Source organism: Pseudobacteroides cellulosolvens ATCC 35603 = DSM 2933 (genome assembly GCF_001262605.1).
GTDB lineage: Bacteria > Bacillota > Clostridia > Acetivibrionales > DSM-2933 > Pseudobacteroides > Pseudobacteroides cellulosolvens.
This window is the reverse complement of sequence record NZ_LGTC01000001.1, coordinates 1,775,856-1,794,938: the sequence shown is the minus strand read 5'-3', so window position 1 is coordinate 1,794,938 and position 19,083 is coordinate 1,775,856. Positions and strand designations below refer to the sequence as shown.

The following is a 19,083-nucleotide window of genomic DNA, read 5'->3' as shown; positions in this document are numbered from 1 at the left end:
GGAAAATTGTGTGCAAGATATCGCAATTTCCTTTATGATTTGAAAAAATCATTTAAATTTTTAAATATTGCGTAACATTCTATTTGGCACTTATGTTGCGAAAAATTTATTTTTATAAAGTAAATACAGACAACTCAACTGTATTTACTCTATAAAAATTTCTTAAGCAACATATAAAGTTGTGATCAAAAATAACTTCCACTATCAAAACCCCAATGTAGCGGCGGCTTCCTTTAAAGCACCGGCAGATTTTGAGAGCAGCATCAATTCTTTATCACTAATCGGTACATCAAGAACATTAATGATTCCCTGCCTGTTTACCAACGACGGTAGACTTAGGGCTATATTGTTAATTCCATAGTGTCCCTCGATCAGGCTTGATACAGTAAGAATTGAGTTTTCATTCCTCACTATAGCTTCTACAATACGCCTTACTGCTAATGCTACTGCATAATAGGTGGCACCTTTTTTATCTATTATATGATATGCAGCATTTTTAACATTTTGGAAAATTTCTTCTCTTGCAGCCTCATCTAGGCACCTTTCGAGGCTTTGACAATATTTATCTATTGGGATCCCTGCAATGTTTGCAAGGCTCCATGTAGGAACTTCGGTATCTCCATGTTCTCCTATTATGTAAGCGTGAACGTTTCTAGGATCAATGTCTACCTTTTGTCCGATAAGATATCTGAATCTGGAGGTATCAAGCACTGTTCCCGAGCCGATAATTCTGTTTTTGGGAAAACCGGAAAGCTTATAGGTTACATAAGTAAGGATATCAACAGGATTTGTGACAACAAGTATTATACAATCGGTATTATATTTTAATATCTGTTCTATTATGCCCTTGAATATTTCAGTGTTCTTCTTAACAAGATCAATCCTTGTTTCACCTGGTTTCTGATTTGCACCTGCAGTGAGGATAACAATATCAGCTCCTGTACAATCCTTGTAATCCCCATTATACATGTCGACAGGCCTTACAAAGGGCATACCGTGATTCATATCCATAACTTCTCCCAAAGCTTTTTCTTTGTTTATATCGATTAAAACAATCTCGGAAACAAGTCCGCTTACCATCAAGGTATATGCTGTGGTTGATCCTACAAAGCCGGCCCCTACGACAGCCACTTTCACAATTCTTTCTTTATTCATAAACATCACCTCCATCACTGATAGTATACCTCCCCATAATGTTTTTAAACAGGGTTTGAGTTTTTAAATCGTTTTGGCTATAATTAGCATAGAGTAAATATTATGATAATGCGAGGACTAAACAATGGATGAATTTATAAAAGCTGAAATACTTGCAGTCGGAACAGAGCTGCTTATGGGCCAGATTGCCAATACCAATGCACAGCATATATCTGCAAGGCTTCCGGAAGTGGGAATTGGGGTTTATTATCATACAGTGGTGGGAGATAATCCCTCAAGGCTTAAAGATTGTCTGGAATTGGCCTTGAAACGTGCGGATGTTGTTATTATGACAGGTGGACTCGGACCAACAAAGGATGACCTTACCAAGGAGACAATAGCCGAGTTTTTTGGAAGAAAGCTGGTATTGCACCAGGAGAGCCTCCAAAAGATTGAGGCATTCTTTAATAAACTAAACAGGACTATGACGGAAAATAACAAAAAACAAGCATTTTTGCCTGAAGGTTCACTGATTATTGAAAATAATAACGGCACAGCACCCGGATGTATTATTGAGGATGGAAAAAAGGTGGTTATAATGTTGCCTGGTCCACCAAAGGAAATGAAGCCCATGTTTGATGAAACGGTTATTGGTTATTTCTCAAAAAAAGCAAGCTTTAAAATAGTATCAAGATTCCTAAGGATATTCGGAATAGGTGAATCGGCTATGGAGGAGAAGATCATCGACCTTATAGATGGACAGAGCAATCCTACAATCGCACCGTATGCCAAGGATGGAGAGGTCACATTGAGGATTACGGCAAGATGCAATAATGGCAGGGAAGGGGAGGAGCTTATAAAGCCTGTAATTGATGAAATAAGAAACAGGCTTGGGGATGCTGTTTATTCAATTGATAATGAAAATTTGGAAGAGGTTACAGGTAAGCTCCTTATAAAAAACAACATATCAATTTCTTTTGCGGAATCATGTACAGGAGGCCTTTTGTCTTCTAGAATTACCGAGATTCCTGGAATATCAGCTGTTTTTTCAGGTAGTATGGTTACATACAGTAATGAGATTAAGGCAGGGTGCCTTGGTGTTAGTGAGGATACCCTTAATACCCACGGTGCTGTGAGTAGTTCAACTGCAAAAGAAATGGCGGTAAATATAAGAAAACAAATGAATACCAAGCTTGGGGTGTCTGTAACCGGTATAGCAGGACCGGGTGGTGCTACAGAAAATAAGCCGATTGGGCTTGTTTATGTCGCATTGGCTGATGAGAATGATGTTGCATGCACCGAGTTAAATCTTTGGGGAGATAGGAACAGAATCAGGAATAACACTGTTTTAAATGCACTTGATATGATAAGGCGGTACATTTTGAAAAACTATAAGTGAAATAATGAATAATTATTATTATTACTTTTTATACAGTTTGGGAGGATATTGAGTTGAGTCCTGTACAAAAGAAAAAATTAACCAAAACTGCCCTCATAGTTATGATGTCTATTGTATTAAGCAGGATAACCGGGTTCTTAAGGGAGATTCTTATTCCTAATATTCTTGGAACCAATGAGGTTGGAGATGCATATGTTATAGCCTTCAGAATTACAGGGCTGATGTACGATCTGCTGGTGGGAGGTGCAATAGCCGCAGCATTGATTCCGGTTTTATCTGGCTACCTTGCGAGGGATGAAGAAGAGGAAGGCTGGAAGGCGGTAAGCACTTTCTTAAATATAGTATTTATAGCCATGATTTTTACCTGTGCTTTAGGTGTTATATTTGCCCCACAGATCGTAAGTTTTTCCAATGATGTTTTCAATATGAACTTAAAGTCATTAGGGTTAGCAGTAAGGCTTACAAGAATACTTTTTCCTTCAGTAGCATTTTTGATGCTTGCAGGCATTACAAATGGAATTTTAAACTCATACAACAAGTTTGCAGCCGCTGCATATGGACCTTCAATTTATAATATAGGCAGTGCACTAAGCATACTTTTGCTTTCAAGGTTTGGCGTAGAAGCTGTGGCAGTTGGAGTGATGGCAAGTTCTATAATATACTTTTTATACCAGTTTGCCTTTGGATTCAAAAATTTTAAATTTTACAAGTTGTCATTTTTCTGGAAGCATGTCGGCTTTAAAAAGATGTTTGCTTTGGCAGTACCATCTTTGGCTTCATCTTCAATTGTTCAGATTAATATCATAATAACAACTTTCTTTGTTCCCTTTTTTGGTACAGGTAATGTTACTGCATTTCAGACAGCAGATAGGATATGGCAGATGCCATATGGCGTTTTTGCTCAGGGTATGGGAATAGCCATGCTGCCTATGTTATCGGCAAATTTGGCAATAGGAGAAATAGCTCAGTACAAGAACACACTATTAAAGGGGTTAAAAACGGTTCTGTTTCTGACGGTACCATCTGCAATCGCCTTTGTGGTGTTGAAGGACCCTGTTATTTCTATATTTAAGCTGTCCAAAAAGTTCAGCGATTTTGCAGCAATGAATGCGGGTAATATTCTGATGTTTTTTTCCATAGCACTAATAACACAATCTGTGGTAACCATTTTAAACAGGGCTTTTTATGCGGATAATGATGCCAAGACACCTCTTTTTATAGGAATTTCAACTATTTTGTTAAACATCGTGTTAAGCTATGTTTTAAGGCACACATCAATGGGGGTTGCGGGAATGGCACTTGCTTATTCAGTTGCAAGTACCGTAAATGCAATTTTGTTGATGCTGACTTTAAACAGAAAGATGAAAGGAATATACATTGATAAAATAATACTCTTTATATTAAAGGTTATTCCTTCAGCACTTCTAATGGGTGCAGTTCTTTATGCAGTTAATAGCGTTATAGAGTTTTCTAACTATTCCAAGATTATTCAGTTCGTAATCCTGGCTATTTATGTAATTATTGGAGCAATAATTTATTTTACAGCAGCATTAATGTTGAAGATTGATGAGGCACAGAATGCTGTAAATTCTATCAAAATAAAGGCTAAGAAGGTTTTTAAATACTAGCTTGAAAGATATCAAAGAAGTTGTTGAGAGAAAATGTTGTCCAGCATACACCATAATTTTCTAGACATAAAAAACAATATTTGTTGACTCATTTTAAATAATGGTATATAATAAAATCAGAACGGATGTTCGACATGTTCTGCAAGGAGGAATAATTAATGGATAAGAAAAAAGCTTTGGAGATGGCATTGGGTCAGATAGAAAAGCAGTTCGGCAAGGGTGCTGTTATGAAATTGGGTGAGAATTCCCATTTGAGTGTGGAAGTTATACCGACGGGTGCATTGGGACTCGATATAGCTTTAGGTGTTGGTGGAGTTCCACGTGGAAGAATTGTTGAGGTATATGGACCTGAGTCATCTGGTAAAACAACTGTTGCACTTCATATTGTTGCAGAGGCACAAAAAGCTGGCGGAGAAGCTGCTTTTATAGACGCTGAACATGCCCTGGACCCGGTTTATGCAAAAAAATTAGGTGTTGATATAGATAATCTTATTGTATCCCAGCCAGATACAGGTGAACAAGCTTTGGAAATAGCTGAAGCACTTGTAAGAAGCGGAGCTATTGATGTTATAGTTATTGACTCTGTTGCTGCGTTGGTTCCAAAAGCCGAAATTGACGGTGAGATGGGAGATGCCCATGTAGGATTGCAGGCAAGACTTATGTCTCAGGCACTTAGAAAGCTTGCTGGTGTTATAAGCAAGTCCAAGACTACGGCGATTTTTATAAACCAGTTGAGAGAAAAAGTTGGTATAATGTTTGGAAACCCGGAAACAACCCCTGGCGGTAGAGCTTTAAAATTCTATGCGTCGGTCAGATTGGATGTAAGGAAAATTGAAACTATAAAACAAGGCAGTGAGATGGTAGGAAACAGAACCAGGGTAAAGGTTGTTAAGAATAAGGTTGCACCGCCATTTAAGGAAGCTGAGTTTGACATAGTTTATGGAGAAGGTATATCAAAAGAAGGTAATATTCTTGATGTTGGAGTTAACTTGGATATTGTTAACAAGAGCGGAGCCTGGTTTTCTTACAATGGACAAAGAATAGGACAGGGCAGGGAAAATGCTAAGCAGTTCCTGAAGGAAAACAAGGAACTTTTAAATGAAATAGAAGCAAAGATAAGAGAAAGCTTAAGCATAACAGTGAGCAAAAATGTAGAAAATCATATAGAAACTGATGATGAAATGTTTGAAGATGATGTATAAATCTTTACATTATTATGGAATTTAAACTGAATTTCATGAAAAGTGATTAATGGGGCTTACCCTAACGTAAGTCCCATTTTTACATATTAATAGTTTATAAAGACGTCTAAGGAGAAGTAGAGAATGATTAAATATTAATTTTATAGTTTTTTAATCATTCCTATACAGGTAAGCTGATGATTATAACTGATGTTAAAAAAAATAAAGACAATGTTGTATTGAATATTGACGGAAAATATTCTTTGGTGATTTCTGAAGAGGAATATTTGAGGTCAAACCTTTATGAGAAGACTGAGATAACAAAAGAAGAATTTGATTATATAAATCATCAAATAAATTATAGAAATGCCAAGTCCGTTGCAATTAGGTTTGTATCACTGAAATTAAGAAGCGAGAAGGAAATATTAAATCGTCTTAATGATGAAGGCTTTGATGAGGACACGGTTTTAAAAGCCATAGAAGAAATGAAAGCAATGGGGTATATCAATGATTTGCTGTATGCCAGTAAGTTTATACATGACAGGTGTAAACTAAAGCCTAAATCTTTAAAAATGCTAAAGTTTGAGCTCAAGAATAAAGGTATATCAGACTCTATCATTTGTGAAGTTTTAGATAAAATGGATATAGATGAAAGTGCTGTTGCAGAAGGTCTGGTTAGAAAAAAATTCGGCAAATATGATCTTAATGACGACAAGATTGTCAAAAAGGTGTATTATTTTTTAAGACATAGGGGCTATAGTTCCAGTGTAATTGAAAGTGTTCTGAAGAATTTTCAGGAAAGTAAATAAGGGATAATTAAAATATTGCTAATACCATGCATTTCATTAAGGGCACTTCAAAAAATATATTACGCTTCATAAAACTTTCCTTTAAAAAATGTAATCTTAATAACACTTTTAATATAGATATAACAAAATAATAATAGAAATTTTCTTAACTTCACATACTATAAAAGCAGTTAGTTTTTTGCTTTTATAAAGTAATACATATGTATTCAATTTTATATAATATTAAATACATGTGCATTAATTACTGATTGGAGGTGAGATTTGATATTAATTCCTTTTAGTACTGATCAAAAAATAACTTAATTTGTGAGACACGGCAATTAAGAAATGAATAAAAGTATAATTAAAAGCAGGTGTGAAAATGATTAAACCTAAAAAAAGTAAGTATGTAAGGCTAACCCAAAATGACAAAGACGTTCTCTTAAGATTGAAAAAGGGTACAGAAAAGATAAGTGGTTACGACAATTTTTTTAAGTACAACCAATTTTTAGCTGAAGGTGCAGGCAAGAACCATCAGGAGAAACAATTTGAAAACATACCGTAATGTTATCAATGTTAAAATGGACATTGCGTTATCTATAAAAACGATTGATAATGACCTGTTAATTATTTTACCAATTAATTAACAGGTTAAATTTTTATACTTTTTTAATGTCTTTTTTTAAAGCTTTAATCTTATTTTGACATTTCATAAAATTAATCCATAAAAATTTATATAAATCGTTAAGTAATTTAATGAATTATACGAAAATAATAACAGACTAAACAATTGGTAAAAAATATGAATTGTGGGTGATAAAATATGGGTGAAAGACGAAAGAATATAAGGTATAGTATGTTTGATTATCCAATTTTAATATCTGATAATGAATCTGATTGGGAAAAAGCGAGTCTTGTGAACATTTCAGGAAGCGGTGCTATGATTAAGTGTAATAATTACTATCCTTGTGACAGCTTGTATTTAGAACTGCCAAGACCATTTGTTAAAGTTATAGGGAGCTATTTTGTAAAATGCGACATTATGTGGAGCATGTATTCTCAATTAGATGAGGGTGTTTGTGAATATGGTGTGAGATTTGAAAAATCATCTAACGACGAAGACAATTCTTTATACATCCATAACATATTGCTAGGTGACAAAAATATTACATAAAAAGCCATTCACTATTCTTTTCCGTCAGCGACTAAGGAATGCTTTAGAAATAACTTCCTAATTTTAGAGGACAAAATTCCGACGATTTAACGGGGGGTGGACGATGAGAATCGTAAGTTATTTACTAGCCATTCCTAATATGTGATAAGAGGGTGTTAATTTGAAAAAGATAAGCAGCAGGATTATTATATTTAGTGTTTTTACTACACTGACCATAATATTGATATTTGGAACCATATCTGCTATATCAATGTATATGGGTCAAAAAGCCTTTTTGGGACAACTGGAAAAAAATATGAAGAAGGATTATGATCAAATTGTTAAGACCCAGGTCCAGAATGTTATAAGTATGCTTGACAAACACCTTGATGTTGCTCAAAAAGAGGGAAAAAGTATTAACGAAGCAAAGAAATCAGCTGAACAAATTGTTAGGGAAATAAGGTATGGTAACGATGGCTATTTCTGGGTGGATACTGTTGAAGGAACAAATGTTGTATTATATGGCAGCGAATCTGAAGGGAAAAACAGAATGAATCTTCAGGATTCAAAAGGTAAGTATTTTATAAAGGAAATAATAGAGAAAGCTCAAAAGGATGGAGGAGGCTTTACAGACTATTACTTTCCTAAAAAAGGTGAGAATGTTCCGTTGCCTAAAAGAGCTTATTCCATGGAATTTAAGCCATTTGGATGGGTCCTTGGTACTGGCAATTACATTGATGATATTAATACATTAATCAATAATGAATCTGCCTTGCTAAAAAAGCAGGTGAAATCAAGAATCATGATAATAGCATTTATGGGAATTCTAACTGGTTTGTTGATTTTCATAATGTCGTATTTTATAGGAAAAAGGATTTCAAAGCCCATAGAGGTTTCTGCACAATTGATTGATGTAGTATCAAAGGGAGATTTTACTGTGCAAATACCCAAAAAATACTTGTCCTTGAAGGATGAGAGCGGTATGATACTAAAATCTCTGGATAATATGGTTCGTGAACTAGGAAGCATGTTGGCTGAGGTGGTGACTAAGTCAAAGAATTCAGCTGAGACTGTTATGAAGGTTAACGATGAAATTAATTTACTTAAGGAAAGAATAGAAGAAGTAGCAGGAACAACACAGGAAATATCGGCAGGAATGGAGCAAACAGCAGCTTCTACACAGGAAATGAATGCAACTTCACAGGAGATTGAAAACTCTATTAGTCAGATAACAAATAAAGCTCAAGACGGCACATTAATATCTAATGAAATTAGAAAAAGAGCAGAAAAACTCAAAGTTAATTTTTCTGCATCTCAGGAAAATGCAATAGAGATTTTACAAAAGGAAAAGGATTTGCTTAAACGAGCAATTGATGAATCCAACTCTGTTGAAAAAATCACCGTATTATCCGATGCAATTCTGGAAATATCTGCTCAAACAAATCTTTTAGCTCTTAACGCCGCAATTGAAGCAGCGAGAGCAGGAGAGACGGGAAAAGGCTTTGCAGTGGTGGCAGAAGAGATCAGAAAGTTGGCTGAAGACTCTAAAAATACAGTGGTTGAAATACAAGCAATGATTGATGTGGTTAAAAAATCGGTTTTAAACTTATCTGCAAGTTCCGGAAGGTTATTGGCCTTTGTATCTGAAAATGTCAAGGAAGACTATGATTCAATGATGGAGGCTGCTGTTCAATATAACAACGATGCCTTCAGTGTTAGCGATATGCTTACGGATTTTAGTGCCACCTCAGAAGAGCTTTTATCCTCAGTTCAGAGCATGATGAAGGCTATTGATGAAGTTACCGCAGCCACAAACCAGGGGGCAGAAGGAACAACAAACATAGCTAGAAATATTGGTACTGTGCTTATGAAATCAAATACAGTGGCTGAAGCCGCTGAAAGTGTTAAAGAAGGCAGTGACAGCCTTGTGCAAGCTATTTCAAAGTTTAAAATAAATGTGTGATTAATAACTTTTAATCTAGCTTTGAGTAAGAAGATATAAGCAGGTTACAAATATGGCCTGCTTTTATTTATGTCTGAGGAATTTTTCAAAATATATATATTTTATTAATACTTTTAAAAAATTTGACGATAATGTTTTAGATGGTTAATACCATGGAGGTGCTGTCATGATAGAAAGCAGAAAAAGGGAAAAAAAGGCAGATAAATTTGCATTTTTTGCAAATAAAAACGTCCTAATTAATATAGTAGCTGCTAATATGTTTTTGGTGTTGGAGTATATTTTTGTTTCCAAAAACCTGACTGGCAGTAACTTTGGTAAATTTCTAGCTGTATTACTGTTTTTTAATCTTATCGCTGCAGTACTATACCTTCTGTCCAGAATGGGGAGAAATGCAGCGGTAAAAGAAGATGAATCAAAAGCTTCTGTAAATGAAATGAGAGACACTCCAGTCATTATGGAAAGCAGCATTAAGGAACTATTCGGCAAAATAAATAACTCAAAGGATGGTATACATAGCTTGATAGAAGCCGGTAATAATATTGAGAGAGCTATGCATGAAATGGCAAAAGGAATACAGCAGCAAGCAGATGATATAAGCAAAATAATGTATAAAGCGGTGGATGTTTCTGAAAATGTAAATCAAGCAGGTGCAGCATCCCAAAACATAAACAGCATCTCAGACGGTATGCTTGCAAGAGTTGAAAGCGGAATTTCTAAAATAGAGATGATGTATTCAAAAATGCATACTTTGAATTCTGCCGTATCAGAATCTTTATCAGCAGTAAGTATACTAAGGGACAGTATGAAGGATATTACTGGATTTTTGGAATTGATAAGCGGTATAGCGGATCAAACAAATCTTCTTGCGTTAAATGCTGCTATTGAGGCTGCAAGGGCAGGTGAAAGCGGTCGGGGCTTTGCTGTTGTAGCCGATGAGATAAGGAAACTAGCCATACAGAGTGATAATGCAGCAAAAGAGATAGCCTCTAAACTTGAAAATATGAGCGGAAAGATTTCAACTGCTTATACCGAAGCTGAAAAGGGATTTCAAGCAGTTGGTGAAGGTAATAAGATAATTGAAGATATAAAAGGGTATTTTGAGTCCTATAGAAAAGATGCAGAAAATTCACAGAAGGAAATTTTTAATGCGGGGATGAGTTTTGACAGCGTAAGAAGCGGGTTCGGAATGATGTATAACAGGATCGAGTCTGTTGCCAGCATATCCGAGCAGAGTGCCGCATCAACACAGGAAGTATTAGCTTCAATAGAGAATCAGAATGGAATATTAAATTTAATCGATGGCTCCTTTAAAGAGCTCGAAAGACTTGGAGACGAGTTAAAAAAAATATATGATAAGTAATGACTAAAATATACTAAGGGTATTTAGGTTTCTTTTCGTAATGTATAAATGAAATGCAGGAGTTTCAACAGGCTGGATATAAAAATAATACAAATAATTACACAAATCATAGTCCTGAAGGAATACAGAAATGAGTCAAGCCAGTTTAATTGCAGTATTCTTTCAAATGAAGCAATAACTTCGTTTTCAAAATTCAAAAAGCTTCCGGCCAATTTATATATTATAAAAGTATATATGGCGGCAATAAGGCCGTGAAGCGATTTTCCTGCAAGATAAGGTTTTATGCTTAGATCGGATTGGGATACTATTCCTAATACCTGTGAGTGAACAGACAGGCCTGCCCATCCTATTATCATACTGGATAAGGCAAGCTTTAAAGAAAAAGGGATGTTTTCTGTATTGGCCATCATATTTGATCCCGTGGTTATCTCAAAAAAGCCGCATACCAAAGAATACACTGCTTCTTTGGTCAATCCTACAAAAGATAGTATATAAGTTAGAGGGATTGAAACTATATTTATAATACCTGTTTCTATAAGTAAATTGATAAGAACAGAGAAAAATGTTATAAACCCGCCAATTGATAATAAAATCATAACAGAGTTTCTTATTGCATCTCCAAATAATATTCCTAAAGATCCATGGGAATTCTTATTTTTAAATAGTTCGGTTTTAAAACGGTCCAGATTATTTTTTAAATTCATGGACTTTTTGTTTGTGCTTTTTTGATAATATTTTGCTGATTTTATTTCCCCAAAAGAGTAATACTTGAATAAAAGCCCGACGGTTATCCCCGACAGGATGTGGCATAAAAGTAGAAAAAAGCCCAGTCGCGGCATGGCATACATGCCTGTAGCAACTGCACCCACGATAAACAGTGGGCCTGAATTATTTGTAAATGCTAAAAGTCTTTCACCTTCTAGTTTTGAGATTTGACCTGAATTTCTAAGGTCTACAGTTATCTTTGCACCTACAGGATAGCCGCTTGTTATGCCCATAGCAACGGCGAAAGAACCGCAGCCAGGCACATTAAAAAGCGGTCGCATGATTGGTTCTAAAAGAATTCCTGCTGCCTTGATAAAGCTTGTTCTGTTCAAAAGTTCCGATGCTGCTAAAAAAGGAAATAGTGAAGGAAATACTATGTTTAAGCATATGTTTATACCTTTTAAAGCTGATGAGACAGAAGTTTTTGGGTAAATCACAATAGCCAATATAAATATGATGCAAAACAGTGGCAATGCAAGAGGCTTTGTGTATTTTATTCTGATTGGTTTGTAAAAAAGCAATAATATAAATAAAAGAACCGTTATAATGAATATAATTGTTGTCATAGTGTTTCCTTATTAAAAAGTATCCTCTAGTATTTTATTAAGGGCATTTCAAAAAATACATTATTCAGGTAATTTTTCTATAATATCATAAGGATTAGTTAAAATATTAAAAATAAATGAAATTTTACTGTAACCATTTTGTTTTTGAATATGTATTAACATATGAGTTACAATTATTCCGGAATAAAATTAAAGTATAATTAGTTATAGAAGGGTGTGATTGCTATTTGGAAGAAGAAAAGCTGCTTGTAAAAAATGTGATGGATGGGGATATGGATTCCTTTTCTATTATTGTTAACAAGTATCAAGACAGGCTATATAGGTTTCTTTTAGGTTTGACATTCTGCAGGGAAGATGCTGAAGAAATCTTACAGGATGTGTTTATTAGGGTATACAACTATATTAATAGATACAATGTTAAATGGAGTTTATCAACGTGGATGCATAAAATTGCTGTTAATTCTTTTAAAGATTTTTACAAAAGGAAGAAAAAAAGTAGTTTCATAGAGTATTGTGGTGATTTTAATATTTGCTATGCTAAACATGACAGTTCACTTGAACTAAATTATGAATCAAAAGAGCTTTATGAAGAAGTGAATAAAATAATATGCGGTTTAAAGCAGGATTATAGAGTGTCCCTAGTTCTCAAATGCGTTCAGGGCTTTACATATGAAGAGATAGGTAATATATTAGGAATTTCATCAGTAAATGCAAAAATAAGGGTAAACAGAGCCCGCCAGAAAATTTATGAAGAGCTAAGAAAGAGGGGTGGCTAGTATGAAATGCCAATATTCATTTGAGGACTTAAATAATTTTCTTGAAGGAAATATCTCTACAGATAGTTATACTGCAATAGAAAAACATTTAGAGTCATGTGAGGAATGTAGGGCTTATTATAGCTCACAGGTACTGACAGGTAGGTGCTTGACCAGAGATGAAAAAGTTAAAGTTGATGTATATAAAAAAATTGAAGATAAATTAGATAAAAATAAATACATAAGTAAGAAAAAATGGTTTTATAAAATCTCAGGTAAAATAAACGGACATACTAAAATACTAAGACCTGCAGTTGCCGTTATTGTGATTTGTCTAATTACGATATTGTCGTTTAACTATAGAGTACAAATAGGAGATTTTTTCAATAATAATGACAATATGTCTGCTCCTTTATCGCAGGAATATATGACAAATGCAGAAATATTAGAAAACATAAAAGCAAAAGGCGGAATTGAATTTAAGCTTTTAATAAAGGGGAAGGATCAAGTAATACCAAAAGAGGACCTAATTAACCAGACAATAAGCATTCTCAAAGAGAGGTTTGAGAGCATAGGATTAGCAGAGAATGAAATGAATTATGACAAGGATAAGGAAATTTTAAGCATAAAAGCACTCTGCACAGGTATTGAGAAGGATAACAATCTGGAAAACAGCATAAGAGAAATTATAAAAACAGGTGAATTAACATTTCAGGAGGTTGATGAAAGCAAAAGAGATAAAAATGGCGGATTTCTTCCTACTGGTAAAATAGTTATCAGCAATAATGATATTAAAGATGCTGTAGAAGGATATGACCAGGTAAGTGGGAGTAAGACTATTAGCATTAGTTTAAAGGATGAAGGAGCCAGAAGGTTTAGTGATGCAACAGGCAGGCTTATTGGAAAACCAATAGCGGTATATATGGACAATAAGATTATCATATCACCTATGGTTGTTGCACAGATAGTGAATGGAAATATCTCATTAAATGGTAACTGGGACAAAAAAGAATTTAAAACTTTAATTGCTATGTTTGATTCAGATAAATTGGAAGTAAATCTTGATATGGTAGAATTTAAAAATATTAAGCCATTTCCTCAGTGATAAATTAAAGATAACTAAAATCGGTTATTCTTATTCTCCATTCTATTTATAGACTAATAGCACTTTTAGTACATATATGTTATAATAAAAATTAATTTGGAATTACTAAACTTTATTAATGGGGTGTAGGAATGATAGTTACTAACAAGAAACATAAATTTGTATCTGAGAGTTTGTCCGGTGAATTAAAGAAACACGCGAAAAAATTTCAGGAGGAAAATCAGGAGTATCTTCAAGCTTCAATAAAAAATAATACTTATGATGAAGCATATACAAAATTAGTGTCTGATGCTGTTATTCAATCCTATGATGTTATGAATGCCTGGGAGAATATCAGTTGTGATGAAATAGGTGGAATGACACCTCTTGAATATTTTGCTTCATTAAATGCCATATCCGATATAATAGATTTAATTACCGCTTTTGAAGTAGAAAACTCCAGCATTATACCTAATGGTCTTGCAAAGCATTTAAAGGATAATGGGGACAAGTTTTTGGATGACTTGGTTTCAATGCTGAATGCTATTGAACTCGATGAGCAAAAATGTATTAAATATGGGCAAAAAGCTATAATTCATGCAGCAGAGATAATTGCAAACGAAAAATTAATAGATCCTTTATTTAAGATAATATCACAAATGGAAAACCAAAAGACTGATGCAAACACATTGACTACAGTTATGAATGCGGTACAAGCAATTGGTGAGCCGGCTGTTGAAAGGATTATTAGTACTATAGACAGCAGTGATAAAAAAGGACAGATTTACAGGTTCCTGCTGGTTAGTCTCGCAAGGATCGGAGCAAATAACAAATCTGATTATTATTACAATATTTTAAAAAAATACTTTAAAGAAAGCGAATATAAGTTTATTGAAGCAAATGCTTTAGGCGTTTATGGAGATAGAAGAGCACTGCCTGCAATAAGGGGGTATATAGAAAAATATGCCCATAAGATTTCAAAATGGGAATATACCCAGTTGAGGCAAGTATTATTGCAATTCGGTGGAATGGTAAAGGATTTTGATACCTATTTCTCAACTGTAAAGGATAATGAATAATTAATTGTAAAAGATGTATTTTCGGCGAGCTTTATTTAAAACTTAATATTTCATGGGCTGTTGCACTAATAAATTAGTGTAGCAGCTTTTTACTTTCAAAAAGTATATGCCGGAAATATTTACCATATGGAGAGTATATATATTAGAAGTATTTGGTAATTGAAATTATTTTGAAAAATAAAAGAGTTCCTAAATGGGTTAAATTATTAATAGCAACTTGTTTGCTTTTGCCTGATAAAAAAATTTTGTCATTTAATTGACATGCTTTATAATTGTTATTATAATTAATGGTGGTTAGTGTTTAAAGATCATTAAACAAATAAAAAATCATTTTATGGGGTTTAATGCAATAATTAACTAAATATTAGCGGATGAGTGTTATGGGAGAGATACCACCACAGGATGAGCACTTTAATATAAAGTGTTATAAGTGAGGTACACCGAAGAAGCTGCACTTTCAGGTAAAAAGACTATAACAGGACGCACCTCTGGAGAGACCGTCAAGGCGCCGAAGGGGCAAGTTCGCCACAGATAATGTGGGAATATAATCTCTCAGGCAAAAGGACAGAGTTAAAAGTATAATAAATACTTGATTTCAGAGGTCAAATCATGCTGGTTTGGCTTTTTTTAATGCTTTAAAATCATAGCATCTTTTGAAAATAAAATATGTTCTTATAAATGTTTAGGAGGATTTTTATGTACAATATTGATGAAGTTTTAAAAATTGACTCTGAAGTTGCAAAGGCAATTAATGACGAGGTTGGTCGCCAAAGGAACAAGATAGAGCTTATTGCATCTGAGAATTTTGTTAGCAGTGCGGTTATGCAGGCTATGGGAACACCGCTTACCAATAAATATGCAGAAGGATATCCAGGAAAAAGATATTACGGCGGCTGTGAATTTGTTGATGAAGTTGAGAAGCTGGCAATCAATAGGGCTAAAGAAATATTCGGAGCAGAGCACGCAAACGTGCAGCCTCATTCAGGAGCACAAGCAAACATGGCAGTTTTCTTTGCAGTTTTAGAGCCCGGTGATACTGTGCTGGGTATGAATCTTGCACATGGAGGACATTTGAGCCATGGAAGCCCTGTTAATATATCAGGTAAATACTACAAAATAGTACCTTATGGAGTAAGAAACGACAACTTTAGAATAGATTATGAAGAATTAAGAAAACTTGCTAAGGAAAACAAACCTAAATTGATTGTTTCAGGAGCTAGTGCATATCCAAGAGAATTGGATTTTAAGGCATTCAGGGAAATCGCCGATGAAGTTGGAGCATACCTCATGGTGGATATGGCTCATATAGCAGGGCTTATAGCTGCAGGTATACATCCGAATCCAGTTCCATATGCACACTTTGTTACAACTACTACTCATAAAACTTTAAGGGGACCTCGCGGAGGTATGATCCTTTGTAAGGAAGAATATGCAAAAATGATTGACAAGGCAGTTTTCCCAGGCCTTCAGGGTGGTCCTTTAATGCATGTTATAGCTGCTAAGGCTGTTAGCTTTAAAGAGGCAATGACAGAGGAATTCAAGACTTATCAGAATCAGGTTGTTAAAAATGCAAAGGTTCTTGCAGAAAGCCTTATGAATAAAGGACTTAACATCGTTTCAGGCGGAACAGACAATCACCTTATGCTCTTAGATTTAAGGAATATAAATGTTACAGGTAAGGAAGCACAGTTTATGCTTGATGAGGTATTTATAACAGTAAATAAAAACGGTATACCATTTGATACACAAAGTCCTTTCATAACAAGCGGTATAAGAATAGGTACTCCTGCTGTTACTTCAAGGGGCATGAAGGAAGAGGATATGAAAGAGATTGCAGAACTTATTCATATGACTCTGACAGACTTTGAAAATTCAAAGGAGAAGGTTGTTAATAGAGTTAATACTCTTTGCGGCAAATATCCATTATATTAAAATATATCCATAAAAGTAAATTTCAAGACTCAGGGAGGAGTGTCCTGAGTCTTGTTAACGTATATGGGGATTTTTAAGAAGAATTAAGGAATACTCAATATTACTTCCTTAATGAGAGGGGAAATATGTCAATGGAAAATTCAAAAGCAGATACTAAAGAAAATTCAAGAGATAAAAAGGAACCCCTTGCATACAGGATGTGTCCAAGAACAATTGACGAGTTTTTTGGGCAGGAGGAAATAGTTGGACAGGGAAAGCTTCTTTATAGGATGATTAAGGCGGACAGAATATCTTCAATCATACTGTACGGACCTCCGGGTACTGGGAAAACTTCTCTTGCGAGAATTATCGCTTCTACAACTAAGTCCAGGTTTGAGAAGCTAAATGCTGTAACTTCAGGCGTTGCAGATATTAAGAGAATTGCCCAGGATACACAAAATCCCATAATAAACCCTTCCGGAAAGACTGTTTTATTTGTAGACGAGATACATAGATTTAATAAATCACAGCAGGACGCTTTACTTCCATATGTGGAAAACGGTACCATCGTTCTTATCGGTGCAACTACTGAAAACCCCTTTTTTGAGGTTAATAAGGCTCTTATTTCCAGATCCTCGGTTTTTATGCTAAAGCCTCTCGGGGAAGAAAACCTTAAGAATATTATACAAAATGCATTAAAGGATAAAGAGAGGGGCTTGGGTAACTTAGATGTGACATTGGACGAAGATGCACTTAATTACTTGGCACAAATAAGCAACGGTGATGCAAGAACCGCTTTAAATGCCATAGAATTGGCTGTTCTTACTTCTGAACTCGACGAAAATGGAATAATTCATATCAGTTTGGCTACAATTGAAGAGTGTGTGCAAAAAAAGCATATTACATTCGATAAATCGGGTGAAAGCCATTATGATAATATTAGTGCGTTTATCAAGTCAATGAGAGGCAGTGACGCTGATGCTACCGTATTTTATCTTGCAAGGGCCATATATGCAGGAGAGGACCCTGTTTTTTTAGCAAGAAGAATAATAATATGTGCATCAGAGGATGTTGGAATGGCTAATCCTACTGCTCTGCAGGTGGCTGTAGCGGCTGCAGAGGCAGTAAGGATGATAGGTATGCCTGAAGCACGAATTATTCTGGCACATGCTGCAGTAATGGTAGCCACAAGCCCCAAGTCAAATTCCAGCTACAAAGCTATTGGGAAAGCATTAAGTGATGTTTCAACCAAACGTACAGGTGAGGTTCCCATGCATCTAAGAAATGCTCCGGCTGGTGGTATGAAGGATTTGGGATATGGGCAGGGGTACAAGTATGCACATGACTATCAGGGCAATATTGTAGACCAGCAATATCTGCCTAAGGAAATGAAGGGCACAGTATACTATGAGCCTACAACTAATGGATATGAAGCCAGGATCAAGGAATGGCTAGACAGATGGAAAAACAGAAAAAAGGAATGATTTGGGTCGTACTTAAATATTGATTACATTATTATATAAATAAAAAATTTAAAAGGAGGAGAATATAAGATGAAAAGAGTTGTTGCCTGGGTTTTGTTAGCTGGATTTGTATTATTATTTATAAACATAATTTTTATACATCTTTATATGGTTCAAAGTCTTACAATATATGCTGTTGTTGCTCTGTTATATTGGTTCATTCTAAGAAAAGATTTTAACAGTATAAAAAAGAATAGCGAAGAATAGGGAGTTAAGGTATAAAAATTATTTGAAAAATATATTGACTAATTATATCCAAAGTGCTAATCTAATTACAAGAAATCCAAGTAATTTACTTGGAATTGGAGGGCGAAATATGAAGCTATCAACAAAGGGAAGATATGGGGTTAAGGCTATGCTTGATTTAGCACTCCATAGCTCTGAAGGTAACATTTCTCTTAAAAGTATAGCTGAGAGACAGGAATTATCAGAAAATTATCTTGAGCAGTTGTTTGCATCCCTTCGGAAAGCTGGCCTTGTAAAAAGTGTCAGGGGAGCACAGGGGGGATACATACTTTCGGATTCTCCCGATAAAATATCGGTGGGGTCGGTTTTAAGGGCATTAGAAGGTTCTCTTGCACCCGTAAGCTGTGTAAGTGAGGATAATGATTCTTCATGTGACAGGTATGGTTTCTGTGTTACAAAAATGATATGGGAAAAGATGATGAATGGAGTAAATCAGGTAGTTGATTCCATTTCACTTCAGGACCTCATTAATGAATACCACAGATTGAACAAGAATGACGATATAATGTACTTTATTTGATAAAGTGAAAAATTGCAAATCAAGATTA

The 19,083-nt window shown here is 34.9% G+C and carries 17 protein-coding genes and 2 riboswitches; of the genes, 15 read left to right on the top strand and 2 right to left on the bottom strand.

Annotated features, from left to right (window positions below):
- Positions 1–204: 204 nt before the first annotated feature.
- Positions 205–1,155 carry an L-lactate dehydrogenase gene (locus Bccel_RS07275; protein WP_036942308.1) on the bottom strand — a complete coding sequence of 317 codons (951 nt, stop codon included), beginning with the start codon at positions 1,153–1,155 and terminating at the stop codon, positions 205–207.
- 136 nt (positions 1,156–1,291) lie between these two features.
- On the opposite strand from Bccel_RS07275, the gene Bccel_RS07270 reads away from it, so the two are divergent.
- The 8 genes from Bccel_RS07270 (at position 1,292) to Bccel_RS07235 (ending at position 10,606) form a co-directional block, all read left to right on the top strand.
- Positions 1,292–2,533 (top strand): competence/damage-inducible protein A, encoded by a 1,242-nt coding sequence (locus tag Bccel_RS07270; protein ID WP_036942478.1) that lies wholly within the window; start codon positions 1,292–1,294, stop codon positions 2,531–2,533.
- A 53-nt stretch (positions 2,534–2,586) separates the two neighbouring features.
- On the top strand, positions 2,587–4,161 hold the full coding sequence (gene murJ / locus Bccel_RS07265) for a murein biosynthesis integral membrane protein MurJ (protein WP_036942306.1): 1,575 nt from the start codon (positions 2,587–2,589) through the stop codon (positions 4,159–4,161).
- A gap of 158 nt (positions 4,162–4,319) precedes the next feature.
- On the top strand, positions 4,320–5,363 hold the full coding sequence (gene recA / locus Bccel_RS07260) for a recombinase RecA (RefSeq protein WP_036942304.1): 1,044 nt from the start codon (positions 4,320–4,322) through the stop codon (positions 5,361–5,363).
- Between the two features lie 176 nt (positions 5,364–5,539).
- Positions 5,540–6,151, top strand: a complete 612-nt coding sequence (locus Bccel_RS07255) for a regulatory protein RecX (RefSeq protein WP_036942302.1) — start codon at positions 5,540–5,542, stop codon at positions 6,149–6,151.
- Positions 6,152–6,512: 361 nt separating this feature from the next.
- A complete protein-coding gene (locus Bccel_RS07250; RefSeq protein WP_036942300.1) occupies positions 6,513–6,695 on the top strand; it encodes a hypothetical protein in 183 nt (60 codons plus the stop codon).
- A gap of 258 nt (positions 6,696–6,953) precedes the next feature.
- A complete protein-coding gene (locus Bccel_RS07245) occupies positions 6,954–7,304 on the top strand; it encodes a PilZ domain-containing protein (RefSeq protein WP_036942296.1) in 351 nt (116 codons plus the stop codon).
- Between the two features lie 160 nt (positions 7,305–7,464).
- Positions 7,465–9,246, top strand: coding sequence for a methyl-accepting chemotaxis protein (locus Bccel_RS07240; protein WP_050753239.1), 1,782 nt, complete (start codon positions 7,465–7,467; stop codon positions 9,244–9,246).
- Between the two features lie 166 nt (positions 9,247–9,412).
- Positions 9,413–10,606, top strand: a complete 1,194-nt coding sequence (locus Bccel_RS07235) for a methyl-accepting chemotaxis protein (protein ID WP_036942293.1) — start codon at positions 9,413–9,415, stop codon at positions 10,604–10,606.
- A 23-nt stretch (positions 10,607–10,629) separates the two neighbouring features.
- Here Bccel_RS07235 and ylbJ read toward each other — a convergent pair whose 3' ends face one another.
- A complete protein-coding gene (ylbJ, locus tag Bccel_RS07230) occupies positions 10,630–11,937 on the bottom strand; it encodes a sporulation integral membrane protein YlbJ (protein ID WP_036942290.1) in 1,308 nt (435 codons plus the stop codon).
- 227 nt (positions 11,938–12,164) lie between these two features.
- On the opposite strand from ylbJ, the gene Bccel_RS07225 reads away from it, so the two are divergent.
- From Bccel_RS07225 to Bccel_RS07200, 7 genes are all read left to right on the top strand, one after another.
- Positions 12,165–12,713, top strand: coding sequence for an RNA polymerase sigma factor (locus Bccel_RS07225; RefSeq protein WP_036942288.1), 549 nt, complete (start codon positions 12,165–12,167; stop codon positions 12,711–12,713).
- Position 12,714: 1 nt separating this feature from the next.
- Positions 12,715–13,797, top strand: a complete 1,083-nt coding sequence (locus Bccel_RS07220; protein ID WP_036942285.1) for a SecDF P1 head subdomain-containing protein — start codon at positions 12,715–12,717, stop codon at positions 13,795–13,797.
- A 131-nt stretch (positions 13,798–13,928) separates the two neighbouring features.
- Positions 13,929–14,855, top strand: coding sequence for a hypothetical protein (locus Bccel_RS07215; RefSeq protein ID WP_036942281.1), 927 nt, complete (start codon positions 13,929–13,931; stop codon positions 14,853–14,855).
- Positions 14,856–15,226: 371 nt separating this feature from the next.
- Positions 15,227–15,338: riboswitch (glycine riboswitch) on the top strand.
- A gap of 3 nt (positions 15,339–15,341) precedes the next feature.
- Positions 15,342–15,425, top strand: a riboswitch (glycine riboswitch).
- 126 nt (positions 15,426–15,551) lie between these two features.
- Positions 15,552–16,787, top strand: coding sequence for a serine hydroxymethyltransferase (locus tag Bccel_RS07210; RefSeq protein WP_036942278.1), 1,236 nt, complete (start codon positions 15,552–15,554; stop codon positions 16,785–16,787).
- A 131-nt stretch (positions 16,788–16,918) separates the two neighbouring features.
- Positions 16,919–18,250, top strand: coding sequence for a replication-associated recombination protein A (locus Bccel_RS07205; protein ID WP_050754032.1), 1,332 nt, complete (start codon positions 16,919–16,921; stop codon positions 18,248–18,250).
- A gap of 69 nt (positions 18,251–18,319) precedes the next feature.
- A complete protein-coding gene (locus Bccel_RS30155; RefSeq protein ID WP_154673469.1) occupies positions 18,320–18,496 on the top strand; it encodes a hypothetical protein in 177 nt (58 codons plus the stop codon).
- A 109-nt stretch (positions 18,497–18,605) separates the two neighbouring features.
- Positions 18,606–19,055, top strand: a complete 450-nt coding sequence (locus Bccel_RS07200) for an RrF2 family transcriptional regulator (protein WP_036942274.1) — start codon at positions 18,606–18,608, stop codon at positions 19,053–19,055.
- Positions 19,056–19,083 lie beyond the last annotated feature (28 nt).